This window comes from Pseudomonas kermanshahensis, from assembly GCF_014269205.2.
In the GTDB taxonomy this organism is placed as follows: Bacteria; Pseudomonadota; Gammaproteobacteria; order Pseudomonadales; family Pseudomonadaceae; genus Aquipseudomonas; species Aquipseudomonas kermanshahensis.
Window position 1 is genome coordinate 983,748 of record NZ_JABWRY020000001.1, and the last position, 24,591, is coordinate 1,008,338.

Annotated in this window: 36 protein-coding genes; 18 read left to right on the forward strand and 18 right to left on the reverse strand. The window is 61.4% G+C overall.

Features of this window, described 5'->3' with window-relative positions; genetic code table 11:
• Positions 1-138 precede the first annotated feature (138 nt).
• Both HU764_RS04555 and HU764_RS04560 read left to right on the forward strand, forming a co-directional pair.
• Positions 139-450, forward strand: a complete 312-nt coding sequence (locus HU764_RS04555; protein ID WP_027595925.1) for a DUF485 domain-containing protein — start codon at positions 139-141, stop codon at positions 448-450.
• Positions 447-2,111, forward strand: a complete 1,665-nt coding sequence (locus tag HU764_RS04560; RefSeq protein ID WP_027595926.1) for a cation acetate symporter — start codon at positions 447-449, stop codon at positions 2,109-2,111. The genes HU764_RS04555 and HU764_RS04560 overlap by 4 nt, the downstream gene beginning before the upstream one ends.
• A gap of 68 nt (positions 2,112-2,179) precedes the next feature.
• On the opposite strand, the gene HU764_RS04565 is transcribed toward HU764_RS04560, so the two are convergent.
• Positions 2,180-2,332 (reverse strand): DUF3309 family protein, encoded by a 153-nt coding sequence (locus HU764_RS04565; RefSeq protein WP_003252624.1) that lies wholly within the window; start codon positions 2,330-2,332, stop codon positions 2,180-2,182.
• 206 nt (positions 2,333-2,538) lie between these two features.
• Between HU764_RS04565 and HU764_RS04570 the strand changes: the two genes are divergently transcribed.
• Together HU764_RS04570 and csrA are read left to right on the forward strand one after the other, a co-directional pair.
• Positions 2,539-3,348: an SDR family oxidoreductase gene (locus HU764_RS04570; protein ID WP_186702994.1), complete on the forward strand. Its 810-nt coding sequence runs from the start codon at positions 2,539-2,541 to the stop codon at positions 3,346-3,348.
• A 120-nt stretch (positions 3,349-3,468) separates the two neighbouring features.
• On the forward strand, positions 3,469-3,657 hold the full coding sequence (gene csrA, locus HU764_RS04575; protein WP_186682270.1) for a carbon storage regulator CsrA: 189 nt from the start codon (positions 3,469-3,471) through the stop codon (positions 3,655-3,657).
• A 5-nt stretch (positions 3,658-3,662) separates the two neighbouring features.
• Here csrA and HU764_RS04580 read toward each other — a convergent pair whose 3' ends face one another.
• The 17 genes from HU764_RS04580 to HU764_RS04660 all read right to left on the reverse strand — a co-directional run bounded on the left by HU764_RS04580 (position 3,663) and on the right by HU764_RS04660 (position 17,152).
• A complete protein-coding gene (locus HU764_RS04580) occupies positions 3,663-3,890 on the reverse strand; it encodes a YheU family protein (RefSeq protein ID WP_027595929.1) in 228 nt (75 codons plus the stop codon).
• An 80-nt stretch (positions 3,891-3,970) separates the two neighbouring features.
• Positions 3,971-5,155: an osmoprotectant NAGGN system M42 family peptidase gene (locus HU764_RS04585; RefSeq protein ID WP_085272792.1), complete on the reverse strand. Its 1,185-nt coding sequence runs from the start codon at positions 5,153-5,155 to the stop codon at positions 3,971-3,973.
• A 117-nt stretch (positions 5,156-5,272) separates the two neighbouring features.
• On the reverse strand, positions 5,273-7,018 hold the full coding sequence (gene ngg / locus HU764_RS04590; protein WP_186702995.1) for an N-acetylglutaminylglutamine synthetase: 1,746 nt from the start codon (positions 7,016-7,018) through the stop codon (positions 5,273-5,275).
• Positions 7,019-7,021: 3 nt separating this feature from the next.
• Positions 7,022-8,809 (reverse strand): N-acetylglutaminylglutamine amidotransferase, encoded by a 1,788-nt coding sequence (locus HU764_RS04595; protein WP_186682276.1) that lies wholly within the window; start codon positions 8,807-8,809, stop codon positions 7,022-7,024.
• A gap of 36 nt (positions 8,810-8,845) precedes the next feature.
• Positions 8,846-10,036 (reverse strand): tyrosine-type recombinase/integrase, encoded by a 1,191-nt coding sequence (locus HU764_RS04600; RefSeq protein WP_186702996.1) that lies wholly within the window; start codon positions 10,034-10,036, stop codon positions 8,846-8,848.
• A gap of 187 nt (positions 10,037-10,223) precedes the next feature.
• Entirely contained in the window at positions 10,224-10,751 is a 528-nt protein-coding gene (locus HU764_RS04605) for an ead/Ea22-like family protein (protein WP_186702997.1), read from the reverse strand.
• Positions 10,748-11,482 carry a metallophosphoesterase gene (locus tag HU764_RS04610; protein ID WP_186702998.1) on the reverse strand — a complete coding sequence of 245 codons (735 nt, stop codon included), beginning with the start codon at positions 11,480-11,482 and terminating at the stop codon, positions 10,748-10,750. The genes HU764_RS04605 and HU764_RS04610 overlap by 4 nt, the downstream gene beginning before the upstream one ends.
• Complete coding sequence (locus tag HU764_RS04615) at positions 11,479-11,799, reverse strand: hypothetical protein (RefSeq protein WP_186702999.1); 321 nt, start codon at positions 11,797-11,799, stop codon at positions 11,479-11,481. Before HU764_RS04615 ends, HU764_RS04610 begins: the two co-directional genes overlap by 4 nt.
• A complete protein-coding gene (locus HU764_RS04620; RefSeq protein WP_186703000.1) occupies positions 11,796-12,530 on the reverse strand; it encodes a hypothetical protein in 735 nt (244 codons plus the stop codon). Before HU764_RS04620 ends, HU764_RS04615 begins: the two co-directional genes overlap by 4 nt.
• A complete protein-coding gene (locus HU764_RS04625; RefSeq protein WP_186703001.1) occupies positions 12,527-13,315 on the reverse strand; it encodes a hypothetical protein in 789 nt (262 codons plus the stop codon). The genes HU764_RS04620 and HU764_RS04625 overlap by 4 nt, the downstream gene beginning before the upstream one ends.
• Positions 13,305-13,514, reverse strand: a complete 210-nt coding sequence (locus tag HU764_RS04630; RefSeq protein ID WP_186703002.1) for a hypothetical protein — start codon at positions 13,512-13,514, stop codon at positions 13,305-13,307. Before HU764_RS04630 ends, HU764_RS04625 begins: the two co-directional genes overlap by 11 nt.
• Positions 13,511-13,738, reverse strand: coding sequence for an Arc family DNA-binding protein (locus HU764_RS04635; protein ID WP_054913065.1), 228 nt, complete (start codon positions 13,736-13,738; stop codon positions 13,511-13,513). Before HU764_RS04635 ends, HU764_RS04630 begins: the two co-directional genes overlap by 4 nt.
• Complete coding sequence (locus tag HU764_RS27895; protein WP_186703003.1) at positions 13,728-14,150, reverse strand: carbon storage regulator; 423 nt, start codon at positions 14,148-14,150, stop codon at positions 13,728-13,730. Before HU764_RS27895 ends, HU764_RS04635 begins: the two co-directional genes overlap by 11 nt.
• 85 nt (positions 14,151-14,235) lie before the next feature.
• A complete protein-coding gene (locus HU764_RS04645) occupies positions 14,236-14,715 on the reverse strand; it encodes a hypothetical protein (RefSeq protein ID WP_186703004.1) in 480 nt (159 codons plus the stop codon).
• The gene (locus tag HU764_RS04650; RefSeq protein ID WP_054572647.1) at positions 14,715-15,281 is read right to left on the reverse strand and encodes a hypothetical protein; all 567 of its coding nucleotides are present in this window, start codon (positions 15,279-15,281) and stop codon (positions 14,715-14,717) included. The genes HU764_RS04645 and HU764_RS04650 overlap by 1 nt, the downstream gene beginning before the upstream one ends.
• A gap of 706 nt (positions 15,282-15,987) precedes the next feature.
• Complete coding sequence (locus HU764_RS04655) at positions 15,988-16,377, reverse strand: response regulator transcription factor (protein WP_186703005.1); 390 nt, start codon at positions 16,375-16,377, stop codon at positions 15,988-15,990.
• A gap of 124 nt (positions 16,378-16,501) precedes the next feature.
• Positions 16,502-17,152, reverse strand: coding sequence for a LexA family protein (locus tag HU764_RS04660; protein WP_238348797.1), 651 nt, complete (start codon positions 17,150-17,152; stop codon positions 16,502-16,504).
• A gap of 141 nt (positions 17,153-17,293) precedes the next feature.
• On the opposite strand from HU764_RS04660, the gene HU764_RS04665 reads away from it, so the two are divergent.
• The 14 genes from HU764_RS04665 (at position 17,294) to HU764_RS04730 (ending at position 24,345) form a co-directional block, all read left to right on the forward strand.
• The gene (locus HU764_RS04665; RefSeq protein ID WP_225935687.1) at positions 17,294-17,569 is read left to right on the forward strand and encodes a transcriptional regulator; all 276 of its coding nucleotides are present in this window, start codon (positions 17,294-17,296) and stop codon (positions 17,567-17,569) included.
• Between the two features lie 142 nt (positions 17,570-17,711).
• Positions 17,712-18,029, forward strand: a complete 318-nt coding sequence (locus tag HU764_RS04670; protein WP_225935613.1) for a hypothetical protein — start codon at positions 17,712-17,714, stop codon at positions 18,027-18,029.
• Complete coding sequence (locus HU764_RS04675) at positions 18,026-18,331, forward strand: hypothetical protein (protein WP_186703008.1); 306 nt, start codon at positions 18,026-18,028, stop codon at positions 18,329-18,331. Before HU764_RS04670 ends, HU764_RS04675 begins: the two co-directional genes overlap by 4 nt.
• A complete protein-coding gene (locus HU764_RS04680; RefSeq protein ID WP_186703009.1) occupies positions 18,328-18,564 on the forward strand; it encodes a hypothetical protein in 237 nt (78 codons plus the stop codon). The genes HU764_RS04675 and HU764_RS04680 overlap by 4 nt, the downstream gene beginning before the upstream one ends.
• Positions 18,561-18,851 carry a hypothetical protein gene (locus tag HU764_RS04685; RefSeq protein WP_186703010.1) on the forward strand — a complete coding sequence of 97 codons (291 nt, stop codon included), beginning with the start codon at positions 18,561-18,563 and terminating at the stop codon, positions 18,849-18,851. Before HU764_RS04680 ends, HU764_RS04685 begins: the two co-directional genes overlap by 4 nt.
• A complete protein-coding gene (locus tag HU764_RS04690; RefSeq protein WP_186703011.1) occupies positions 18,848-19,618 on the forward strand; it encodes a BRO-N domain-containing protein in 771 nt (256 codons plus the stop codon). The genes HU764_RS04685 and HU764_RS04690 overlap by 4 nt, the downstream gene beginning before the upstream one ends.
• Entirely contained in the window at positions 19,615-19,989 is a 375-nt protein-coding gene (locus HU764_RS04695; RefSeq protein ID WP_186703012.1) for a hypothetical protein, read from the forward strand. The genes HU764_RS04690 and HU764_RS04695 overlap by 4 nt, the downstream gene beginning before the upstream one ends.
• The gene (locus HU764_RS04700; protein ID WP_186703013.1) at positions 19,986-20,213 is read left to right on the forward strand and encodes a hypothetical protein; all 228 of its coding nucleotides are present in this window, start codon (positions 19,986-19,988) and stop codon (positions 20,211-20,213) included. The genes HU764_RS04695 and HU764_RS04700 overlap by 4 nt, the downstream gene beginning before the upstream one ends.
• A complete protein-coding gene (locus HU764_RS04705) occupies positions 20,210-20,983 on the forward strand; it encodes a hypothetical protein (protein WP_338109061.1) in 774 nt (257 codons plus the stop codon). Before HU764_RS04700 ends, HU764_RS04705 begins: the two co-directional genes overlap by 4 nt.
• Entirely contained in the window at positions 20,970-21,788 is an 819-nt protein-coding gene (locus tag HU764_RS04710; protein WP_186703014.1) for an ATP-binding protein, read from the forward strand. Before HU764_RS04705 ends, HU764_RS04710 begins: the two co-directional genes overlap by 14 nt.
• Positions 21,785-23,197, forward strand: a complete 1,413-nt coding sequence (locus HU764_RS04715) for a replicative DNA helicase (RefSeq protein ID WP_186703015.1) — start codon at positions 21,785-21,787, stop codon at positions 23,195-23,197. Before HU764_RS04710 ends, HU764_RS04715 begins: the two co-directional genes overlap by 4 nt.
• A complete protein-coding gene (locus tag HU764_RS04720) occupies positions 23,184-23,690 on the forward strand; it encodes a hypothetical protein (protein WP_186703016.1) in 507 nt (168 codons plus the stop codon). The genes HU764_RS04715 and HU764_RS04720 overlap by 14 nt, the downstream gene beginning before the upstream one ends.
• Positions 23,687-23,974, forward strand: a complete 288-nt coding sequence (locus HU764_RS04725; RefSeq protein ID WP_186703017.1) for a hypothetical protein — start codon at positions 23,687-23,689, stop codon at positions 23,972-23,974. The genes HU764_RS04720 and HU764_RS04725 overlap by 4 nt, the downstream gene beginning before the upstream one ends.
• A complete protein-coding gene (locus HU764_RS04730) occupies positions 23,971-24,345 on the forward strand; it encodes an antiterminator Q family protein (RefSeq protein ID WP_186703018.1) in 375 nt (124 codons plus the stop codon). Before HU764_RS04725 ends, HU764_RS04730 begins: the two co-directional genes overlap by 4 nt.
• Positions 24,346-24,591 lie beyond the last annotated feature (246 nt).

Here is a 24,591-nt window from a genome sequence, read left to right on the forward strand (position 1 = left end):
GCAAAGCGGCCCCGCTTTGTTACTTAATCGGTAAAACACTGTTGCATCTAAGACTAAGGTCGTCTGGTTGGCGTCCAACGGCAGCATAAAGTGAGGGTGTGGGTTTCATCCCCTATCTGTGCTGCTAGGACAAAAACAATGAACGACAGCATTTACCTCTCGATACAAAACAGCCCGCGCTTCAAGGAGCTGGTTACAAAACGCGAACGGTTCGCCTGGATTCTCTCGGCGATCATGCTCGGTCTCTATTGCGCCTTCATCCTCCTAATCGCCTACGGTCCTCATGTACTGGGCGCCAAGCTCAGCCCAGAGTCGTCGATTACCTGGGGCATCCCCCTGGGCGTCGGCCTGATCGTTTCGGCATTTGTCCTGACCGCCATCTACGTGCGCCGTGCCAACGGTGAGTTCGATGAGCTGAACAAGGCCATCCTGAAGGAGGCGCAGCAATGATTCGCCACGCCAAAGCCCTGGCCGTTCTGGCCTGCGGCGTTTTCGCACCCGCCGTGTGGGCCGCCGATGCCCTGACCGGCGAGGTGCAGAAACAGCCGCTGAACGTGTCGGCGATCGCCATGTTCGTGGCCTTCGTCGCCTTCACCCTCGGGATCACCTACTGGGCCTCCAAACGCAACAAATCGGCGGCGGACTACTACGCAGCCGGCGGCAAGATCACGGGCTTCCAGAACGGCTTGGCAATTGCCGGTGACTACATGTCGGCGGCCTCGTTCCTGGGGATTTCCGCCCTGGTGTTCACCTCGGGTTACGACGGCCTGATCTACTCCATCGGCTTTTTGGTCGGCTGGCCGATCATCCTCTTCCTGATCGCCGAACGCCTGCGCAACCTGGGCAAGTACACCTTCGCCGACGTGGCCTCGTACCGCCTTGGGCAGAAAGAAATCCGTACGCTGTCGGCCTCCGGTTCGCTGGTGGTGGTGGCGTTCTACCTGATCGCGCAGATGGTCGGCGCCGGTAAGTTGATCGAGCTGCTGTTTGGCCTCGACTACCACGTGGCGGTGATCCTGGTCGGTATCCTGATGTGCCTGTACGTACTGTTCGGCGGCATGCTGGCCACCACCTGGGTACAGATCATCAAGGCCGTGCTGCTGCTGTCCGGTGCCAGCTTCATGGCACTGATGGTGATGAAACACGTCAACTTCGACTTCAACACCCTGTTCTCCGAAGCCATCAAGGTGCACGCCAAAGGCGAGGCGATCATGAGCCCTGGCGGCCTGGTCAAGGACCCGATCTCGGCGTTCTCCCTGGGCCTGGCGCTGATGTTCGGTACCGCTGGCCTGCCGCACATCCTGATGCGCTTCTTCACCGTCAGTGACGCCAAGGAAGCGCGCAAGAGCGTGCTCTACGCCACCGGCTTCATCGGCTACTTCTACATCCTCACCTTCATCATCGGCTTCGGCGCGATCCTGCTGGTCAGCACCAACCCGGACTTCAAGGACGCCGCAGGCGCCTTGCTGGGCGGTAACAACATGGCTGCGGTGCACCTGGCCAATGCCGTGGGTGGCAGCGTGTTCCTGGGCTTCATCTCGGCGGTGGCCTTCGCCACCATCCTGGCGGTGGTTGCTGGCCTGACCCTGGCCGGTGCCTCGGCGGTGTCCCACGACCTGTACGCCAGCGTATGGCGCAAGGGCAAGGCCAACGACAAGGACGAGATCCGCGTGTCGAAGATCACCACCATCGCCCTCGGCGTGCTGGCGATCGGCCTGGGCATCCTGTTCGAGAAGCAGAACATCGCCTTCATGGTGGGCCTGGCGTTCTCGATTGCTGCCAGCTGCAACTTCCCGGTACTGCTGCTTTCGATGTACTGGAAGAAACTGACCACCCGCGGCGCCATGATCGGCGGCTGGCTGGGCCTGGTGAGTGCAGTGGGCCTGATGATCCTTGGCCCAACCATCTGGGTACAGATCCTCGGCCACGAGAAGGCGATCTACCCGTACGAGTACCCGGCGCTGTTCTCGATGCTGATTGCCTTCGTCGGTATCTGGTTCTTCTCGGTCACCGACAAGTCCAAGGCGGCTGAGAACGAACGTGCACTGTTCTTCCCGCAGTTCGTACGTTCGCAAACCGGCCTGGGCGCTTCCGGTGCGGTTTCGCACTGACCGCTGAGGCCTAAAAAAAACCGCGATACGGGTGATGCCCGTATCGCGGTTTTTTCATGCTTGGCCGGCTAGATCATGCCTAGCAGCAACAGCACCAGCAGAATCACCAACACCACGCCGATAATGCCGGAAGGGCCATAGCCCCAGCTGCGCGAGTGTGGGAAGACGGGTAAGCCACCAATCAGCAGCAGGATCAGGATGATGATGAGGATCGTGGTCATGGCGGAGTCCTTGCGTGGTTAGGGGTCAAGGGCCTCGGACTGCTGGCCTCTTGTTAAATCGGACCGGTGCGCTTGGCTAAAGATTCCATTTGTTCGGTACTGACCGCTTGGTCATGCCCCTTCATTCACTACCCTGATGAACCCTCCCTCACGGCAATGCCTTGATTAGACTCGCCTGACAACCCATCAGCACAAGGCCTGCCACCATGCATAACCGCATCATGATCACCGGCGCCGGGTCCGGCCTCGGCCGCGAGATCGCCCTGCGCTGGGCACGCGAGGGCTGGCGCCTGGCGTTGGCCGATGTCAACGAGGCCGGCCTGCGCGAAACGCTGGAACTGGCCCAGCAAGCCGGTGGCGACGGGTTTATCCAGCGCTGTGATGTGCGCGACTACAGCCAGCTCACGGCGTTGGCCCAGGCCTGCGAAGAGCGCTTTGGCGGCATCGATGTGATCGTCAACAACGCCGGCGTCGCCTCGGGCGGCTTCTTCGCCGAGTTGTCGCTTGAGGACTGGGACTGGCAAATCGCGGTCAACCTCATGGGCGTGGTCAAGGGCTGCAAGGCCTTCCTCCCGCTGCTGGAGCGCAGCCAAGGGCGGATCATCAACATCGCCTCGATGGCCGCGCTGATGCAGGGCCCGGGCATGAGCAACTACAACGTCGCCAAGGCCGGTGTGCTGGCCCTGTCGGAAAGCCTGCTGGTGGAATTGCGCCAAGTGCAGGTGGCGGTGCACGTGGTGTGCCCGTCGTTCTTCCAGACCAACCTGCTGGATTCGTTCCGTGGCCCCAACCCGGCCATGAAGGCACAGGTGGGCAAGCTGCTGGAGGGCTCGCCGATCAGCGCGGTCGATATCGCCGAGTACATCCACCGGCAAGTGGCTGCCGGCGAGTTCCTGATCTTGCCCCACGAGGCCGGGCGCCAGGCGTGGCAGCTCAAGCGCGAGGCACCTGAGCGGCTGTATGCCGAGATGGCGGACATGGCGGTGAAAATGCGTGCCAAGGCGCCTGCGCGATGATCTGTCTGTAGGGGAAATTACCCATGGATGTAGGTTGCTTCTGAATTGCCCTGGAACTATTGAGTAGCCTTAAGTACCCGAGGCAGTCTCCGGTTTTCCCTTACGCTGGAGGATCGGATCATGCTGGTAATAGGGCGCGAAGTAGGCGAAGTCATCACCATTGGCGATGACATCCGCATCATGGTGGTCGAGACGCGGGACGGGATGGTGCGTTTTGGGGTAAGTGCCCCCCGCGAGGTGCCGGTGCACCGCGCCGAGGTGTACAGGCGCATCAAGGAGGGGGAGGTGCGCAAGGGGCGTGGCGCGTGAGGGCGTCAGTCGAGCAGCTCGCGTGGCACATCATGTTTGGCCAGGAGCTGGCATTGCTGGCTTTCCGGGTCGAACAGGATGAACGCCTGGCCCTTGGCCAACGCCTGGCGCACCCGCAATACGCGCGTTTCGAGGGGGGTGTCGTCGCCGTTGTCGGTGCCGTCGCGGGTGACGAAGTCCTCGATCAGCAGGGTCAGGGTGTCGGCTTGCAGTTGGTCGTAGGGGATTAGCATGGCGGGCGATTCTGGGGGTTGAGTGTGGGCATGCTACGCGAAACGTTCGCGCATTTGGGGCCGCACAGCGGCCCCAACTATCAGCCTTTATTCCCAACCAGGCTATCCACCGCCGGCACCCGCGTATCGCTCTCCATCTGCGCATCGTGCTCCAACTGATGGCTGAAGCGCTCGAGCGAGGCATTGGCCGGCTGCGAATCACTGGCAAACACCGGCGGGCTCAACAAGTACGCTGACAGCAACCGGCTCAGCGCCGCCAGGCTGTCGATATGCGTGCGTTCGTAACCGTGCGTGGCATCGCAGCCAAACGCCACCAACGCGGTCCGGATGTCATGCCCCGCCGTCACCGCCGAGTGGGCATCGCTGAAGTAGTAACGGAACAGGTCGCGCCTGACCGGCAAATCGTGGTCGCCGGCCAGCTTCAGCAGGTGACGCGACAGGTGGTAATCGTAAGGCCCCGAAGAGTCCTGCATGGCCACGCTCACCGCATGCTCGCTGGAGGCCTGGCCTGGCGCTACCGGGGCAATGTCGATACCGACGAATTCGCTGACGTCCCAGGGCAGGGCACCTGCCGCGCCGGAGCCGGTTTCTTCGGTGATGGTGAACAGCGGGTGGCAGTCGATCAGTGGCTGTCGGCCACTTTCCACCACTGCCTTGAGCGCCGCCAGCAATGCGGCTACGCCCGCTTTGTCGTCCAGGTGGCGGCCGCTGATGTGGCCGCTTTCAGTGAACTCTGGCAACGGGTCGAAGGCGACGAAATCGCCGATCGAGACCCCCAGGGCTTCGCAATCGGCGCGGGTCGCGCAGTAGGCATCCAGGCGCACTTCGACGTGGTCCCAACTGATAGGCATCTGGTCGATGGCGGTGTTGAACGCATGCCCGCTGGCCATCAGCGGCAACACGCTGCCGCGGAACACGCCGGTGTCGGTGAACACACTGACCCGGCTGCCCTCGGCAAAGCGGCTCGACCAGCAGCCCACTGGCGCCAGCGCCAGGCGGCCGTTGTCCTGCAACTGACGCACGCTGGCACCGATGGTGTCCAGGTGCGCCGAAACGGCGCGGTCGGGTGAGCTTTGCCGGCCTTTGAGGGTGGCGCGGATGGTGCCACGGCGGGTCAGCTCGAAGGGGATGCCCAACTCATCCAGGCGTTCGGCCACGTAGCGCACGATGGTGTCGGTGAAGCCGGTGGGGCTTGGGATGGCGAGCATCTCCAGCAGGACGCGTTTGAGGTAGTCGAGATCGGGTTCGGGGTATTTTTCGGACATAGGTACTCCTCACTGGCCTCTTCGCGGGCAAGCCCGCTCCTACAGGTTTACCGCCGCTTTCAGGTTAAGCGGCCAACCTGTGGGAGCGGGCTTGCCCGCGAAGAGGCCGTCATGGTTTCACGCTAATCCCCGGCTATGCGGGAACAACAAGTCGATGAACCGCTCAGCCGTCGGCTGCGGTTCATGATTGGCCAGGCCGGCGCGTTCGTTGGCCTCGATGATCACGTACTCCGCCTGTTCGGCATCACGCACCATGAAGTCCAACCCCACCACCGGAATTTCCAGCGCCCGTGCCGCGCGCACCGCCGCATCGGCCAGCACGGGGTGCAGGCGCTCGGTCACGTCCTCAAGGGTGCCACCGGTGTGCAGGTTGGCAGTACGCCGCACCGCCAGGCGTTGGCCGGCAGGAAGCACGTCGTCATAGCCCAGCCCCGCCGCACGCAGGGTGCGCTCGGTTTCATCGTCAAGCGGGATGCGGCTTTCACCGCCGGTCGCGGCCTGGCGCCTGCGGCTCTGGGCTTCGATCAGCGCGCGGATGTCGTGCTTGCCATCACCCACTACCTGGGCCGGGTGGCGTATGGCAGCTGCCACCACTTCAAAGCCGATCACCACGATGCGCAGGTCAAGGCCGGCATGGAAGCTCTCCAGCAGTACACGGCTGTCGAACTGCTTGGCGTGGGCCACTGCTTGGGTGAGCTCTTCAAGGGTGGAGAGGTTCACCGCCACCCCTTGGCCTTGTTCGCCATCCACCGGCTTGACCACCACTGCGCCATGCTCGTCGAGAAACGCCAGGTTGTCGTCGGCGTTGCCCGCCAGTTGCTGCGCTGGTACACGCAGCCCGGCGTTGCTCAGTGCTCGCTGGGTCAGGCACTTGTCTTGGCACAGGGTCATGGTCACAGCGCTGGTCAGGTCGCTTAGCGACTCACGGCAGCGAATGCGACGCCCGCCCAGGCTCAAGGTGAACAGCCCGCCTGCGGCGTCTTCGACCTGCACTTCGATACCACGGCGCAGCGCCTCGTCAACAATTATCCGTGCATAAGGGTTAAGCCCTGCTTCAGGGCCAGGGCCGAGGAACAGGCGTTCGTTGATGCCGTTCTTGCGCTTGACGGCGAAGGTCGGCAGGTTACGAAACCCGAGTTTCTCGTACAGGCGCTTGGCCTGGCGGTTGTCATGCAGCACCGACAGGTCCAGGTAGGCCAGGCCGCGGCTCATGAAGTGCTCGATCAGGTGGCGCACCAGCACTTCACCCACGCCAGGGCGGGTGCAGTGCGGGTCCACGGCCAGGCACCACAGGCTGCTGCCGTGCTCGGGGTCATCGAACGCCTTGGCATGGTTAAGGCCCATGACGCTACCGATCACCGCGCCGCTGTCTTCATCCTCGGCCAGCCAGTAAACCGGGCCGCCGAGGTGACGTGGCGTGAGCCGGTCAGGGTCGACCGGCAACATGCCGCGCGCTTGGTAAAGGGTATTGATCGCCTGCCAGTCCCCCAGGTTTTGCGCCCGCCGCACGCGAAAACCGCGAAACACCCGCTGCGCCGGGCGGTAGTCGGTAAACCACAGGCGCAGGGTGTCGGAGGGGTCGAGAAACAACTGCTGCGGCGCCTGCGCCAGTACCTGCTGCGGCGCGGCCACGTACAGGGCAATGTCGCGCTCGCCGTGGCGCTCGTCCAGCAGTTGCTCGGCGAGTGAAACGGGGTCTGGGTAGGTATGGCCGATCAGCAGCCGGCCCCAACCACAGTGCACGGCACGTGGCTGGTCGTGGGGCTCGCTGCCATCGCCGGCCAGGCGCGCCTGCAAACGCTCGTAGGACGGTGCCTGGCCGCGCAGCAGGCGCTGGCCGTAGGCGATTTCGTGGGCTTTCATCGGTCAGATTCCTTGTTCGCTCAGCCACAGGTTGAGCGCCGCCAGCTGCCACAGCTTGGAACCTCGCAGCGGCGTCAACTGGCCGTGCGGGTTGCTCAGCAAGCGGTCGAGCATGGCCGGGTTGAAAAGCCCTCGGTCTTGACTGGGGTCGGTAAGCAGTTCGCGCACCCAGCCCAGCGTCGCGCCTTCCAGGTGCTTCAGGCCTGGAACCGGGAAGTAGCCCTTCTTGCGGTCGATCACCTCATGCGGGATGACCCGTCGGGCGGCCTGCTTGAGCACCTGTTTGCCGCCATCGGGCAGCTTGAAGCGTGCTGGGATGCGTGCCGACAGTTCCACCAGGCGGTAATCGAGAAACGGCGTACGCGCTTCCAGGCCCCAGGCCATGGTCATGTTGTCGACCCGCTTGACCGGGTCGTCGACCAGCATCACCGTGCTGTCCAGGCGCAGGGCCTTGTCGACCGGGTCGCTGGCGCCAGGGCGGGCGAAGTGTTCGCGGACAAAGTCGCCGGCGGCATCGCTTTCCAGCAGCCAAGGGGCTTGCACGGTGTCACGGTACTCGGCGTGGGTGCGGTCGAAGAATGCGTCGCGGTAGGCGCCAAAGGCATCCTCGGCGCCATCCACCTGTGGGTACCAGTGGTAGCCAGCGAACAGTTCGTCGGCACCTTGGCCGCTTTGCACGCCTTTGCAGTGCTTGGCCACTTCCCGCGACAGCAGGTAGAAGGCAATGCAGTCATGGCTGACCATCGGTTCGCTCATGGCGCGGAAGGCGGCCGGCAGCTGGTCGATGATTTCATGTTCGGCGATGCGCAACTGGTGGTGGCGGGTGCCGTAGTGGCGGGCGATCAGGTCGGAGTACTCGAACTCGTTGCCGCGTTCGCCGCCGGCATCTTCGAAGCCGATGGAGAAGGTCGACAGGTCGTCCACACCAGCTTCACGCAGCAGGCCGACCAGCAAGCTGGAGTCGACCCCGCCAGACAACAGCACGCCAACGTCCACCGCAGCACGCTGGCGGATCGCCACGGCATCACGGGTGGCGTCGAGCACGCGGGTGGTCCAGCCTTCGAGGTCCAGTTCACGCTCGTCGGGGTGGGCGCCGTACTGCAGCTGCCACCAGGTCTGGCGTTCGATTTCGCCGTGGCGGTCGACGCGCATCCAAGTGCCGGGTTCAAGCTTTTGCACGTTGGCCAGCAGCGTGCGCGGCGCGGGTACCACGGCGTGGAAGTTCAGGTAGTGGTTGAGCGCTACCGGGTCGATCATCGGGTCGATGTCGCCGCCCTTGAGCAGGGCAGGCAGGGTCGAGGCAAAGCGCAGGCGCTCGCCGTTGCGCGACAGGTACAGCGGTTTGACGCCAAGGCGGTCGCGGGCCAGGAACAGGCGCTGGTTGTCGCGCTCCCAGATGGCCAGGGCGAACATGCCATTGAGCTTGGGCAGCAAGGCCGCGCCCCAGGCGTGGTAGCCCTTGAGCAGCACTTCGGTGTCGCCATCCGACCAGAACGTGTAGCCCAGGTCTTGCAGCTCCTGGCGCAGTTCGGGGAAGTTGTAGATGGCGCCGTTGAAGGCCAGCGACAGGCCGAGGGTGTTGTCGACCATCGGCTGAGCCGAACCGTCGGACAAGTCCATGATTTTCAGCCGGCGGTGGCCGAGGGCGATCGGGCCCTGGCTATGGAAGCCCCAAGCGTCCGGGCCGCGAGGCGCCAGATGGTGGGTGATGCGCTCCACCGCGGCCAGGTCGGCCGGGCGAGGGGCTTGGTCGAGGGGGGTGAAACGTAACTCTCCTGCTAATCCGCACATGTAACGTAAACCCTTTGAGTTTCGGCACTCTTGGCGTTACTGGCTTCTAGCTCGTACCATTTTTGTACCACTTTCTAGCGATTTCAGCTTATCAAGCTCAGCCCAATCATTCGGCGAGTTGATCCACTTCGCGTATGTAGAAAGCAGCACCTGCACGCTATGCCCGAGTTGCGCGGCGATGAATGCCGGGTTCATGCCGGCCATCAGGCACATGGTCGCGTACGTGTGGCGCGTGTCGTACATCCTGCGGCGCCTGATGCCAAGCTTCCGCAGGGCTGCCAGCCAGTAGCGTTTTTGACTCGTCTCAGAGCGAATGAACATCTCCGAGCGGTCACCTGTCCCACTGGGCGCGAACACGTAATCTGAACGGGCCTCGGTGAGCGGTCTGGCTTTTTCGAGCGCATGCAGGGCGCGATCGTTCAATAAAACTTTTCGGGAACGCTTCGTTTTGGTGCGATCCTGGATCACTCCACGGATCTGAATGCGGCAAACGTTGGCAGTCTTTACGCGCCTGTCGATCTCGCTCCAGCGCAGAGCCATCACCTCGCCTGGCCGCATGCCGGTGTAAAAACAGAACTCGAAATAGGCCGCGTAAATTGCCGTCAAACCGCTCGTCGTTTCGTACAGATGGGCAATGATCGAATCCGCTTCCTCTTTGGTGAAAGGGTCGACCTCACGTTTCGGCACTTTGGCGCCTGGGATAGACAGGGCCGGGTTTCGGACGATCAGTTCGTCGGTGACCGCCTGCTGGAAGATCGACACCAGCAGGCCGACCACGCCCTTGCGGCGTACCGGGGAAGTCCACTTGATGTCGTTCATGATCTTGCGCAGGAGCACTGACGTGATGGTATCGATCGGTTTCTCGGCCAGGTACGGAACCCAATACACCTGCAGGGCAGAGCGGTAGTTCTTCCGAGTACCCTCCACGATCTGCAAGCTGTTGAGCCAATCCTGCGCGTAATCGAAGAAGATCGGCGCTGTCTGCTCCTGCACCACCACGCTGCGGGTATTGGGAAACAGCTCGGCATACTTCTCTGCTGTCAGAGCGCCGAGCTTATCCAGGCCCTTTACTTGAGCACGTAGACTCGCTGCTGCTGCGATCCCTTTCGCGGTCTGAGGGAGGGGGAGCGTCTCGCAGCACCGCTTCTTGTTCCAGGTGAAGCGAATTCGGATTGAGCGCCCGACAAGCTCGACTCCGGCCGGCAGGTCCACAGGCTTTCGATCCATTCGTCATATCTCCTTTTGCTGTACATGATCCTGCCGTTGATCTTCATCCACACCCAGTTGGGGATGATGCCTTTCTCGCGCTTTCGCTGAAGCGCCTTCGCTGTACACCCCACCAACTCGCCCATCCGTTTTTCGGTGACCTTGTCGTGCACATGGTCTTCGGGCAGATTCTCTGCTGCTGCCATCGCTATTCCTCCTGGCGCGTCAGGTTGTGGTTGTCACGCTGATCTGTCACGTCAGTCGGCCGGCGCAGATCTCGCCGCGCATTCACCGCCCGCAACACCGTATTAACTGCCGAGCTGATCCGCGCCTTCTGAACCTCGGTGAGCTGCTCCGCTGGGGTGTCGGCATAGTTGCTATCCAGGTGCAGTGCATCGCATGCCGCCTGGAAGTCAGACGTGTATAGGTGGCCCTCGGCGCTCTTGGTCCGCTGGCGCCAGTAGGCAGCCCGGTCGTGCAGCGCTTCAATCTCGGCCAGCAGGGCGAGTACATTGGCCGGATTGGCGCCAGCGATGAAAGCCGCATTGGCGCGGCACTCTTCATCCGTTTTGACCCGGCAGTTGGCGAAGGCCTCCGCGATCATCCCGCTGTTCTCATGAGCCACGTAGGCGTAAAGGACGTTGCCGTGCTCATTGACGTACTCACCCTCTGTGACCCACTGGCCAGCAGTAGCAGCTTCGGCCAGCGCCTTCAGCTTGTCTTTGTCGATACTCATGGTCGATCCTCCCAGTCCCAGCTCAGCTTCGGATCAATCGGCGGGTGAGCCTGCAGGGTGTTCAGGTCCAGCAGCGTGAAGCGGCCATCCATCCAGCCACCGGTGTCGATGTGGTAGACGTTACCCAGCACCGCCGGGCGCCTAACCGGGGTGTGACCGACCACCACCGCCCGTATGCCGCCAACACCGTGGTGCTGATCGTGGGTGATTCTGCTGCGCGACCACTGCACCGCCTCCTCGACATTGCGCATGCCCGGCATGCAGCCTTCGGCCCAGGACTTGAGCATCTGCCAGGTCGGGAAAGGGCAGTCGGCGTGCACTATCCCGACCAGGCCCTGGGGGGACATGACCTCGATGATCAGCGGCAGGTCGGCCAGCAGTTCTACGTAGCAGGCCTGTTCCACGGATGATCTGGCATAGAGCCATGCACCGCCGTTGGAAAGGTGCGCGTCACCTATGCGGCCCGAGGGATCAAACCGGTATGCCTCGATCGCCATCTGCTCGTGGTTTCCGCGCACGGCGTGGAACCATGGCCTGGCCAGCCAGGTGTCCACCTGGTCAGACTCGGGCCCGCGGTCGACCAGGTCACCTACCGAGAACAGCCGATCAGTGGCAGGATCAAAGCTGACCGCGTCCAGGGCGCGCTGCAGGCGGGTAAAGTGCCCGTGAATGTCGCCCACCGCGAGGTCGCGGCCGGCGGTGTTGATGGGGAAGTGCCTCAGGATGCTCACGACAGCACCCCCGTGGCCCGTGCAGCGGAGGCGACGATGAAGAAGGACACCACGAAGGCAGAGGCAGCCAGCATGGGGTGGCCGCTGTAGATCAGCGCGTAGAGCTGGAATCCTGTGCTGGGCAAGCTGATCCACCAGTAGCGCAGAATTCGCTCGGCCACTTCACCGGTTACGGTCCCTGATGCCCAGCCGATCCAGGCCATGGCGTTGAAGGCCACAGTGACGTAGAAGGCGAAGCGGCTGAGCGGGGCACCTCCGAACAGCAGTGACAGGCTGATGACGGCGCTGATAGCGGTGGAGATAAGGGTCTGGATCATGTCCGACCTCCCGCCAGCGCCGCCAGCTCAGCCACCAGCGCCTCTGCGCGCCCGTAGAACTTCCCGGTGTCCTCGTTCACGAACCGCTCGAGCACGGTGGCCACGGCTTGCTGGTTGGCCAGGCCGCGCAAATCGGCGTCGGGCATGGTCGCGTCGGTGGACGGCGCGTGCACAAAAGCATCCTGGCTGATCAGCAACGTGCGCACCGGCCTGATGCCCTTGCACTTGCTCACCCAGTTCGTGTCGGGCACGCACCAAGGCAGCATGTGCATGCACCAGGCAGTAGCCGCGTTCGCCTTCTGGCTACTGGTCCAGTACTCGCTAAGGCCGAACGCCTGGGCCGCACCCCTGACTGTGTACGACCCGTCATGCCCCCAATCTGGAAGCTGCAAGAGATTGCAGCGCAGCACCTGCAGCTCCTCGATGGAAGGGATGTGCCAGCCCCAGGTGCCACGGATATTCATGTCCAGCACCTTGCGGGCGATAGTGCTGCCCTCGGCGGCCATAGCCTGGGTGTTGGCCAGGCCGTCGAAACGGGACGTGGCACCGCGGATTCGTGGGCGCGGGCCTTCCTCCTGCCACCAGTGGGCGGCTACTTCGAACTCCCGGCCTGCGTCGATGACTGCGTGCTCGGCGCCATCGAAGAAGAGACGGCCGGCGAAGAAGCCGCCCGCCAGCGGCTGTCCAACGGCGGGGAGGGCGGCGGGGTTGATTGCTCGGCGCTTGATCATGCCGGCAGTCCTCCCGAGGTGATGAGGTTTCGCGAAATGGCCACCATGCCGTCATGCTCAATGCTCTCGGCGTGCGCGGCGTAATCCAGGACGCGAAGGGCCTCAGCCTGGTTGCGCGGCTTGATCTCCGACAGCTGGTCCTGGACAAACCATTCACGAGCAATGGCTTCGTGCATCCCGTCGCCCCATTCGCCAACTGCATGACGTAGGACATACAGCCGTCCCCAGTAGGCAATCTCGTGCAGGCAGTCATCGAGCGTGTGGGGCATCAGCTCTGCGTGTTTGCGGAATCGTTTGGCCACCTGACTCTTGTCGTTGTCGATGTAGCTCTTGAAGCCCTTGCAGCGTTTCAAGGCCTTCTCGCAGAACTGCTCGGCGGGCGTATCTTCAAAGATCGTCTCACCTTCGAAGCGGGCCCGGGCCTCAGATACCAGGGCGGCCTTCTCCAGCGAACCCTTGGCCAGTCCCTCAAGGTCGGCAAATCCGAACGCGAACATCACCGCGAAGGGGCTGCCCCCGCTACTACGCTTCACATAGTCGACGTACCGCTGCTCGATCTCCTTGAGCGGCGTCTTGATCTGCTTGGCGGCGTCCAGGGCAGTGGTGATCGGGCCGGCCTGACCGGTCTTGATCACCTCGCGAAGCCACAGTACGGCATCCACTTCCTTGTCGCCGGTGACGACCTTCTGCTCCGGTAGCACCTGAACTGCTGGCGCCGTCTCTGCGCTTGGTCGAATCGGGGGCAGGGTGAAGAGGGCGCGGTGCACCAGGTTGTCAGTGAGCATTGGGTGCCTCTCCAGATTCAGCAACGGCGCGCATGTGCAGCTTGATGCCGCAGGACTTGGCGAGCACCTGCAGCTCTGCCACCGTGGTGGACGGGCTTTGCAGGGCTTGACCGAAATCGACAAGCCGCTGACCCAGCCTCCCTAGTTCAGTTGTCAGGTGATCCGTATAGACGCGGGTGTCGGTTGTGGTGATGGTCATGGCTGCTGCTCCTGCTGCGCCTGCATCTGGTTCGCCAGCACAAGCGCACCGAGCAGGGCCTGCTGGCGCTGCTGCAGGCCCAGGTACTCCCGGATCGCCTTCACGATCAGCGAGTTCATGGAGCGATCGTCCGCGTCCGCAGCCTTGGCCACCTCGTCGCGCATCCCATCAGGGAGACGCACGACGAATTTGTCAGCCGTGCGCGAGCCGTATTCAAAGGCCATGGGACACCTCCAAAGGGTTCGCTGTCACGTTGTGCACCACCGGCTGCTCCAAGGCTTCCAGGCGCAGGGCGGTGTCGATCTCCTGATCCAGTTCTTCGGCAGAGAACCAGTTATCGCCGCGCACCACCAGCAGGTCTTCGTCGGGATCTTCGATGCGCTCGCGATTACGCAGCCAGCGATACCGGCGGGCATCGGCAGCCATGCGGACGTGGTCTTCGATGTCGAACGCTGGCGCCTCTTGGGCAGTGCCTTCGGCGACACGGCGCTGGTGGATCTCCTCGCGATCAACCACCACTCCACGCGGGGCCTCGATCCCCAGGCGGACCTGGCAGCCGTTAACCTGGGCCACGCTGACCCGGATGTTGCCGCCGATGATGACGGCCTTGCCGATGTTGCGGCTTAGCATGAGCATGTTTGAATCTCCTTATTTAAGGCGAGCGAGTACCCGCCGAGTAACTTGGCTTTCGATAAAAGTTGTTGATGTTGCTGTGCGGAAGTTATGCCTTGAACAGGCTGAATACTTCGCGCTTACTTTTGCCTACCATTCCGGCGATTGCTGAAACTTTCACTTGTGCGTCGGTGTGCCGCTTAATCTGGTCAACATCAAGTTCTCCGAGGCGAGTATGTTTCATGACCTTCTCGCATTTACTGAACTCGCGGCGAACACCTTGCATTGCGTTATCAACAGCGATGAATGCCTGGTCGCTCGGCGGAACAATCCGATAACCCTTGCCGCGCACGCTAACAATGTAGATTTGATGTTGAGTTAACAGTGCTTCCTTGAACTGCTCTACACGGTCCAAGATTATGAACTGACAGTTGACCATTTCCTTTGCGGTGCTGGGCTTCGGCAAGTTCAGCGCCCACTCAAGCCAGGCGTGGCTGATGAGCTGGCCATCCTCGAACTTGTCGGCAAGGAACTGCTCGACGGCCTTGTCCAGGCTCCAGCTGTTCGGCTTGAGCGGCACGACAGGCATTACAGCACCTCCACGGCGAAGCGGCCGAATTTCGGGCGGTAGTCGCCGACACCGCAGTACTGGCCAGCGTCCTCGAGGCACTTCAACACCTGGTCGCGGTCGATGGACTCCTGGTCGTAGGCGATCTCGCAGACCACTGCCCAGGAGCGGAAGAGGGGGCGATATCGGGTGATTCGGGCGGTGCCGACCTTCACCGAGCGGGCATCGTAGAACTGCTCATCCCACAGGCCTTCTACGGTGCGCGGGCCTTCGTAAATGATCGGGCAGCGGGTATCCATGATCTCGACGGAGCGCTTGAGCTGGGTTCCCATCTTCGAAAGTTTGCCGCCTGCAACAAGTGCGGATTCGATGTTGATGCCAGGCAGGTATGGCCCGATATCTTCGGAGAAGTACAAGCCGCCGCGCCATTCGCTGCGAGCGATAAGCTCGTGGTCTTCGTCAGACTTTTTGCGCTTAGAAGTCAGTTGCTTGTGCGCTTTGGTCAATTTGTTCAAAGGGTCGGCGAACACGTCGGCGTGAACAAGAAGCGGACGGGTGCCTACGATTTTAACTTTCAAAGTTTGCATGTGAATCTCCAATAGATAGCTGCGTGTGCCTTTTCGCTCAATGCGATGCACGGTGCTTTGCGTGTTGGAACTTCAAAACAACCTCGGTGGAAGTTGCTTTGAGGTCGTCACTGGATTCAGCGCCAGTGACATCGCTGCGAGTTATCGCCCTTGCCGTGCCCGGCCGTGGCTCGCCATGCCTTACCCGGCCTCACCCCAAGTGCTTTCGCACCGCAATGACCACTCTATGAATGGGCATTACGCTGACCAGCAGCCCTTGCCGCGCTCTACCCGATCGCGCCAAGCCTCGCCTCGCACTGCCTCGTGGTACTCGGTACCGGAAAGCACCCTCTGCGAAGGTGCTGACCGCTACGTTGTAGCCCTTGCCACGCCATGCCCAGCCAAACCACGCCCAGGGCTGCCCCGCAGTGCCGTGCCTCTTGATGGCTATCGCCACCGGACTACGCTCCCGAAGAAGTGCAGGCCGCTGATTACAGCCCTTGCCTCGCCTAGCCATACCCCACCGGACCATACCCCACCGGGCCATGCCTAACCGCATAGTGCTATTTGCACTGATCTGCCCTCCCTAAGAAGGGCAGACCGCTGTAAACAGCCCTTGCCTCGCCATGCCAGAGCCAGTCCTGCCTGACCCAGCCCAGCCATACCCAGCCGAACCTCAAGATGCTTTCGCACCGGACAACGCCCTCACCGAAGGCGCTCGCCGCTGCTATGCCACCAATTGTTGCTCAACCCGCCGTGCGGTAACTCGAAGCTCAACCCGCTTCTCGCCGCCGCTCCGGCGAACGCGAAGGAACTGGTCATCGCTGACTGCGCCGTGCACCGCGAGGACTGCGACCAGGATCGCGGCTGGCGAGATCATCCCGCGCCGAATCGCCTCGCCAACCAACGCTGCCCGGCGATTCACCCCAAGCTTGAACATCGCGTTGCTGACACGCTTCTTGACCGTCCCAGGCTCGATTGCGAAGCGCTTGCCGATTTCCTTATCGGTACGACCCGCAGCCACGTCCAACACAAACGCCAACTCCCTTGGGGCTAGACCGCGGCCAAGGTGTCCAATCCAACCCTCGGTGCTGGTGATCTGTGCTGCTGTGGTCATGGTGGCGCTCCGTGCTGTGTGCTGGTGGTGTAAATCTACAACCTATTTAAGCGAACTACAATATTAAATTGTAGTCTTGTGCAAAAAAAGACCCCCGCTAGGAGGTCTTTTCTGGCCGCCAGGCTCAAAGGAAGGTGCTTTTGGGCATCTTTCCATCTACCACAGTGCCCACGATCTCCCACTCACTATCCATCGCAATGGTGGCGAATGCCGGGTTGAGAGGCCTTAGATAGAATCGCCCCGCGTCCCTCACGAATTGCTTGAACGTTGCCTCATTCGAGTCAACCATTCTTGCAACCACGTACTGGCCAGATCTAGGCTCGGTCTCTGGCGCAACAAGGATCAGAAATCCCTCAGGAAATGAGGCGCCATTTTGGCTAGTCATGGAGTTGCCTACAACCCTCAGCCAGAAACCATCATGCCCAGCCCAAACATCTGAGGAATGAGACGGGCAAGCTTGCAGGTTAATAGCATCCATCGCCTCAGAGGCTAGCCCTGCCTGAACCCAGCTTATCTCTGGATACATAAAGTACCTTGTGGGCGCTAGTGCCGAGGCAACGTTAGATATCTCATCCGGCGAATCTGTAGGCCTACCTATCTCGCCCATCAGATAAGCGGCAGACACGCCCAGCGCGTCTCCGATCTCCTTAAGACGCTTATGCCTGGGCGTGTTCCTGTCGGACTCCCAGGACTGAACCGACTGAGGTGTCACGCCAAGGCGGCGAGCCAGTTCGGATTGATTGAGGCCTAGCGATTCGCGCGCCAGAGCAATCATTTGACCAGTAGTTCGTTTTCTCATGCTGCGAGATTACAATTTGGCGTTGTACTGGTCATTGCAATTCTCCGTGGTAGTGGATAGGCTGTTCTGCAATATTAAATTGTAGGTCTGTTCATGAAACCGATGACCGCGATCCAGATGGCGGTGAGAGCGGCGGGCGGCCAGTCAGCCCTTGCCCGCCTCATCAAATGCACACCCCAGCATGTTCAAAAAATGTGCGCTACCGGGCACGTACCTGCATGTCGGGTCGTCAGCATTGAGAGCGCTACTGGAGTTGCTCGCCATCACCTACGGCCGGATCTTTATCCAGAAGCTCCGCCGACCTTGAAGCAAACGATACCCCTAACTGCCAATCTGCGCAGCACCACTGCGGTGGCTGTGAATTCATCCAGTACCACGCAGGCCTCCCAATGAAACCTTACCCATCCCAGTTTTTGCTGAGCGGCTGAGCTTTTCGACCGCCCACAAAAAAGCCCAGCCTTAGCTGAGCCTTTAAGTCGCTACCAGTTCGTACCTGGTGGCTTGGGTACCACTTTGTCTGCAGAAGGACAAAACGATGCAACAGGAAAATAACACCGCGCCATCACCGGCGCAACTTCCACTTCTCCGGTCGATGGATTTCGGCTCACATGAGCTTGAGGGAGATGCAGTCTTCTCTATCAAAGCCGATGTTGGCTTGATGGAAGGCATTGGCCTAGCTGTAGGGCTCACCGAGGGCATTCACCAACTCGCCCATCGCCTTGAGCTGGCCGCGAACATGGGCGAAACCATTCGCACCAATGAGCTTCGAGCGTTGGCATTCTTGGCCGATGCCGCGAACACCCTGAATCGTAGCGCGCAGGTCGCACTGGAGAAATGGGAGGTGCAGCCATGACTCGCCTGTCCACGCAAGAGGCGCGCTTTTTCTCCTCAGGGGTTGAATATCGGGTCAACGCCGGCACGTCCTGCAACACCGCCATCACCGCGGCAGGCGCCATGCTTTCGAGCGTCAACTGCCTGCTCGGCCAATTGATCGGCGATGGTGCTGACGGCAGTTGCGAGCTTTATGCGATCCGCGTCCTGACCGTCCAGTGCGAGGCTCTTCTTGAAGCGATTGAGATCCCTGTGAGGGATATGGAAGACATCGCGCCACAAAACCAAGTCTCTTCAGTTCGTGGAGCAGAGGTGAGCCAATGACCACAACAACCAGCGAGCTGGGCGAAAAGGTCATGGCCCGCCTGCGTGTTATCGAGGGGTTAGCCTCCATCCTGATGGAGAACGACAGCCTCAAGGGGGATGCGCAGGCCGGGTTCGCTCCTCAACTCGATCATCTCAGCGAATCCACCATCCATGAATCGATGTTCATGCTGGCCGACCAGGCGTCAGACCAGTTGCTTCAGCTGATGAATGCAGCGGGGGATAGCCAATGAAAACCGTCCGCACCATAGCCGACGAGGCATACAACGACATTCTCTGCCTCCAGGCGCGCTTGGAAGATGCCCGTACTCTGTTCCGTTCCATCAGCAAGATTGCAGAGGAATCGAGCCTGCCCACGAAGCTCGCGCTGATGGGTGATGAGCTCTGCGAGGAATGGGTGAACCATGCCGACGACTGGATGAAGAGGATGGATGCCAGCTTCACTGAAATCGACGCTGGAAGGGCCGCCGCGCCACAAAAACCTGCCGCTGCAAAACGTGGCGCAGGGGGTGCGGCATGAATCTGATCCCCTTCAATTTCAATGGCCATGAAATCCGCGTCGTAAAGGATCATGCCAATGAACCTTGGTTTGTGGCCAAGGACATTGCTGATGATCTCGGCTATTCGTGGGCTGGCACCAGCACTATCGCCCATGTGCCGGAGCAATGGCGGGGGGTCAGATCCGTTCTGACCCCCTCAGGCAACCAGAAAATGGCAGTGCTGAGCGAGCAGGGGCTCTACTTCTTCCTGGGCAGATCAGACAAGCCTGGCGCACTTCCTTTGCAGATGTGGGTGGCGGGGGAGGTAATCCCATCGATCCGCAAGACGGGCAGCTATCAGCGACCGATGACACCAGCTGAGCAACTGCTGGCGCAAGCGCAGACGATGGTCACGCTCGAGCGCCAGCAGGCCGAGCAGCAAGTGGCGCTGGAGCGCGTCGAGGACCGCACCACCAAGCTGGAACAGGTGCGCTATCTCGACTCCGTGCCCAGCGGCTTCGAAACCATCACCACGATCCGCGACCGCATCAATCGCCGTCACGGCCTGCCGGCCTGGGTGGTGAATGCTGTGATGCGGGAGGTTTCCTGTGCGCCGCTGCCGTACGCCTTTGTCCGCAGTCGCCACGCTGATGAAGGCGGGCAGCCCTTCGCCATCTGGCCCAAGCCAGCCGTCACCCAGCGGTTCGACCGGTTCGTATCGGAATGCACCTACGAGACCGCTGAACGCGCAACCCATCCAGAGATCCCGCAGGGACGCTTCAAGATTCATCCGAGGCAGCAGCCATGAAGAAACCAACCAAGCAGCAACTGATCGAGCGCATTGCCGAGCTGGCCGTTGAACACCGCCACGCCCATTACACGGTCACCTGCCTGCGAGAAGACTACAAGGGCGAGGTGTTTCGCTACTTCCGTGTTCATGGCGAGCCGTACCCGAACCGCCACGGCATCGATTATTCCGATCCTGCCTACGACGGGGTCATCCGCGCGACCGCCCAAAGCTATGAGCGCATGAGCAAGGCCAAGCAGCATCGGTACAACGTCAAGCGGCGTCTCGATACTGCTGTGCGAAACCTGATGGATAAAGCCGGCGACCAGCTAAAGCGCCCAGCGCCGGCAGTTGTGAAGCGCGCCACGCTGAGCGGGGATACTCTCCAATGAGCCCATCTACCCCCTACCAGGCGCTCCCGCAGCGCGCTGGCGCGACGATCATCCCAACGGGCTGGCCAGCCTACGGGGCAATGCAGGGTCAGCCCGAATCGGCCCGCTGGCAGCTCTACGAGTTCAGCAAGCGGCTACGTGCCGAGCTAGAGGGTCATGGCTGTCTGTTCGTCGAGCCCTACGAAGCCTTCGTGCGCCGCGTTTGTGAGGAGCTGCAGCTGTGAGTAAGCCAGTGAACGTGGAAAAAGCTACCCCCACAACGTTCTACGCCAAGCAGGCGCCGTACAGTTCGTTGAGCAACGATGTGGTGGCCATGATCATCAATCCCGATGCCCTAGCTATCTGGACCTACCTGCAGACGCGCTCCAGCGACTGGAAGGTAATTGGCTCGCACCTGCAGGACAGGTTCGCAATCGGTCGGGAGCGCTATTCGAAGGCCATGGCCTGCCTCAAGGATTTGGGCCTGGTAAGCCACGAAGTCGTAAGGGAGGAGGGCACCGGCAAGGTGCTCGGCCGGCGTGTGATCGTCCATTACGAACCGAACCTACAGGTTTCCGAATATTCGGTTAACCGAAGTGTGGGTTTACCGAACTGTGGGCAAACCGACAACTACTTAATAAAGGATTCTATTACTCAATCAATAGAGAAAACACCAACGGTCACTGACGCTCCCTCCTTGGTCGAGTTTGATCGTTTCTGGAAGCTCTATCCCCGCAAGGTGGGCAAAGTCAAAGCCGTGAAGGCCTGGGCGAAGCTCAAGGTGGACGCCTCCCTGTTCGCCCGCATCGGTACCGCTCTGGCTGCCTGGAGCAATTCTCACGACTGGACCAAGGACGGTGGCCAGTACATCCCGCACGCAGCCACCTGGCTGAACGGAAAACGGTGGGAAGACGAATTGCCTGCAGCCGCTGGCGCAAATGCAAAGCCCCAGGTAAGCGCAGTGCTGCAGGTCCCGGCCCACCACCAGGAGATGTACCCTGATGACTTCATCTAAATTCAGGCCAGCCCCTGCCGAGCGCGCCACCGGCATTGCCAGCTGCGAAGTGCCTGGTCATGGCCAGTACGAAACTAAGCAGGTCGAGCAGTTTGATGGCGAATGGAAGGCCACCGAGTGCCCGCGTTGCCGCTGGGAGGCGCTGAACCTCCAGTGCGAGGTAGGCGTGCGGAACGCTGCGCATGCAGACAAGGAATCCGACGAACTCAACCGTGACCTGTTTGCCACCGGCATCACTCCGCGGTTTCGTGGGTGCACGTTCGACAGCTTTATCAACAATGCCGAATCGGCCAAGGTTCGCGCCCAGTCTATTTGCCGGCGTTATGCCGAGGAGTTTGAGGAGCACTACCGAGCTGGCCGCGCCCTGATGCTGCTGGGTGAGGTCGGGAACGGTAAAACCCACTTGGCATGCGCCATCCTGCAGCACGTTGTGCGGGAATACGGCGCAAGGGGCCTGATTGTCACTGCCGAAGCGATCATGCAAGCGGTCACAGACAGCTTCCGCAGCAACGCCGGGCCCTCGAAGTCCGACCTGTTGTCCGAACTGGCTGCAGTCGACCTGCTGGTAATCGACGAGGTGGGCATGCACACGCCGCGTCCAGGCAAGGACTTCATGCCCAGTCTGCTGCATGAGGTGATCGACCGACGTTATCAGCTTGTTCGACCGACGATCCTGATCAGCAACCAGGACCGTGAGCAACTGCCGGCCTTCATTGGGCCGCGGGCCATGGACCGCCTGCGCGAGAACGGCGGCCTACTGGCTCCCTTCACATGGTCGTCAGCGCGTGTTGGAGGGGTTGCATGATCAACCAAGATTATGTGGCTTGCACAAAGGATGTGTCACGGTTGCACAGCCCTGAGTCGGAGCACGCCCTGATCGGCGCCATGATCCACCAGCCAGCGCTCATTGACGACGTGAAGCTTGAGGTCGGGGATTTCTACCAGGCCGACTGCGCTGAGCTGTTTGAGCTGCTGCTGGCGCTCAAAGCGAAGGGCCGGCAGATCGACGTGGTAACTCTGTCCGACGCCCGCCCGGCCTTGGCAGACGGTCGTGGCACGTTGGCAGTGGCTGCTCACATCGCTCACAACACGCCAAGCGTGGCGAACTTCACCGAGTACGCCAGGATCGTGAAGCAGCGTTCAGTTGCCCGCCGGGTGATAGCCGCCGCCCACATCATGTCGGAGCGGCTCAAGGATGGCGAGCCACTGGACGAGGTTCTGGCGCAGGGTCAGCAGGCCTGGATCGCGCTTGAGGCAGAGGGCCTGGATTCCCGCAAGCGGTACCGCTTCGTGGGCGAGATCCTGCCCGAAGCAATCGACGGGGTTGACCGGAGGTTCAACCGCGAGGTGGTGCTCGGGTTCGACACCGGGCTGCCATCCCTCGACAAGTTCATCCCAGGCATCTGCCCAGGGCACATGGTCGTCATTGCTGGCGCCCCAGGGAGCGGCAAGACCACCCTGGGTTTGGGGATCGCTGAGCGTGTTGCCCTGGTGGCCAAGTCCACGTCCTTGGTGTTCAGCCTTGAGATGACGGATGTGGAGCTTACCAACCGCTCTCTGGCATCAGTGGGCAGCGTGCAGCTCAAGCACATCACCGAGGGGCATTCTATGGCTGACAGCGATTGGCCAGGCCTAACGGCTGCGGTTAACCGGCTCAACGGTGCGCCCCTGATCTTCTGCGACGATGCCTCGCTGACGATGCGCGATATCCGCCAGATCTGCCGGACGGTAAAGCGCGAGCACGGCCTTGGCTCCGTCACGCTGGACTACATCGGTCTGGTCAACGGCGAGAGTAAGTCGGCCAGTCGATATGAGCAGGTCACCGACATCAGCAAGTCGATCAAGCGGCTGGCCAAGGAACTGGGAGTGCCCGTGATGGTGCTGGCGCAGTTGAACCGCGGCCCAAACAACCGGGCGAACAAGCGCCCCACGAAGAGCGATCTGCGTGACTCTGGCCAGATCGAGGCCGACGCCGACGTGGTGGTGCTGGTCCACCGTGACCCTGAGTCAGAAGAGGGGCAGTCGGGTGTCACCGAGTTGATCGTGGACAAGAACCGCCATGGTGAAACCGGTATCTGCCGCGTGCAGCACCAGGGCGCCTATCACAGGTTTGCCGAACTGGTCGGGTACCAGCCAAGCAACGAAGAAGTCGAAATGGGCAGGACATTTGCCGGCCGTCACCGCACCAAAGGAGCTCAGCATGAAACTTTCTGATCTGTGGCCACGCGCTGGCGCTGGCAAACCTGCAACCCCGGTCGTCTCGGTGATCGTGACCAAGCGTGCTGGCGCCGGGCAGCCTGTTGCCACTGGCAATACCCCGAAACCCGAAGGCGTGCATCAGCGTTTGGTCGGCCCACGCGAGCTGCCAGATACGCTTGAGGCCTGTGAGGCCCTGCATGAGCAACTGGTGGCCGACTCCATCCGCCTGGAGCTGGCGCTGGCTCAGGCGCAGGAGGGCGCCATCCAGGGGCGCCCATACGACCGCAGTTGGTATAACCGGGCCAAAGCCGCACTCAAGCACCTCAACCATGACCGCACCCGCCTGCTGTACCGCTGCGGGCAGATGCGCAAGGAGGCCAAGGCGCAGTCTCAGCTGCACATGGATCGCATCATCCTCGACGTGATCAAGGAGGCGATGCCAGCTGACCAGTTCTTGGGTTTTGTTCGACTTGCTGAGGCCCGCATGGCCCAAGGAGTAGCTCGATGAGCAACGTTGCCGCGGCGCTACCGCGCAAAAGCATGACTGCCGTTGAGTGCAAGTTCCTCAAGGTTGGCAACCGCATGCTGCTGGAGCAGAACAATGGCCGAATCGCTTCGGCCGCCCTGATGGACATCGTGGCTGACTGGCACGCCGCGCGCGCCAATGTGGGCTTCGAGCAGTTCGCCAAGGGCTGGATCACCGAAGGCAACGCAAAGAACAAACACGCCGACAAGCTGCTGCGCGAACTGTTTGGCCTGGACACTGACCCAACGCCCCGGAGGGCTGCATGAAGAAACGCACCTACATGGACAAGCCGCTGGGCGACACCGAATGGCTGCTCGAGCAATGGGGTAGCTGGCGGATGGATGGTATGGGCGTTCCCCGGTACGTCTCGCCGTCGATCACTGCGGCAGCGGCTGGTGGTGGTTGCCAGTACTCCCTGACCGATGATCACGCGCTGGTGATCGACTCGGCGGTGGCCAGGCTGACCAAGCGCAACCAGCAGATGGGTGATTTCGTGTGGCTCTACTTTGGGTCGAAGTGGACCATGGTGCGGATTGGCGAGGCATCCAGAATGTCCGAGCGATCAGCCCGCGAGATAGTGAAGCAGGGCGTGGCCTGGGTGGATTCGTTCTTGGAACAATTTCGCGAAGCTGCGTAAATAGTTCTTTCCGGACGGATAAACACCTGTTTTCATAGCAGCGTGTCCAGCTTGCAAGCAACGCGACACAGGGAAACCCCAGACATTGCGCTCTGGGGTTTTTCGTTTCTGCGGATGACCCGCCCAGGCAGCTGGGCTAAGTCGGTAGTGGCGTCGCCTAATCCCGTGCGGACAATGGGCGGTTACGCGATGAGAGTTTGGGGTACGTGACCCAGCGATCCAGACCACCAAGCCGGGAAGCACCGG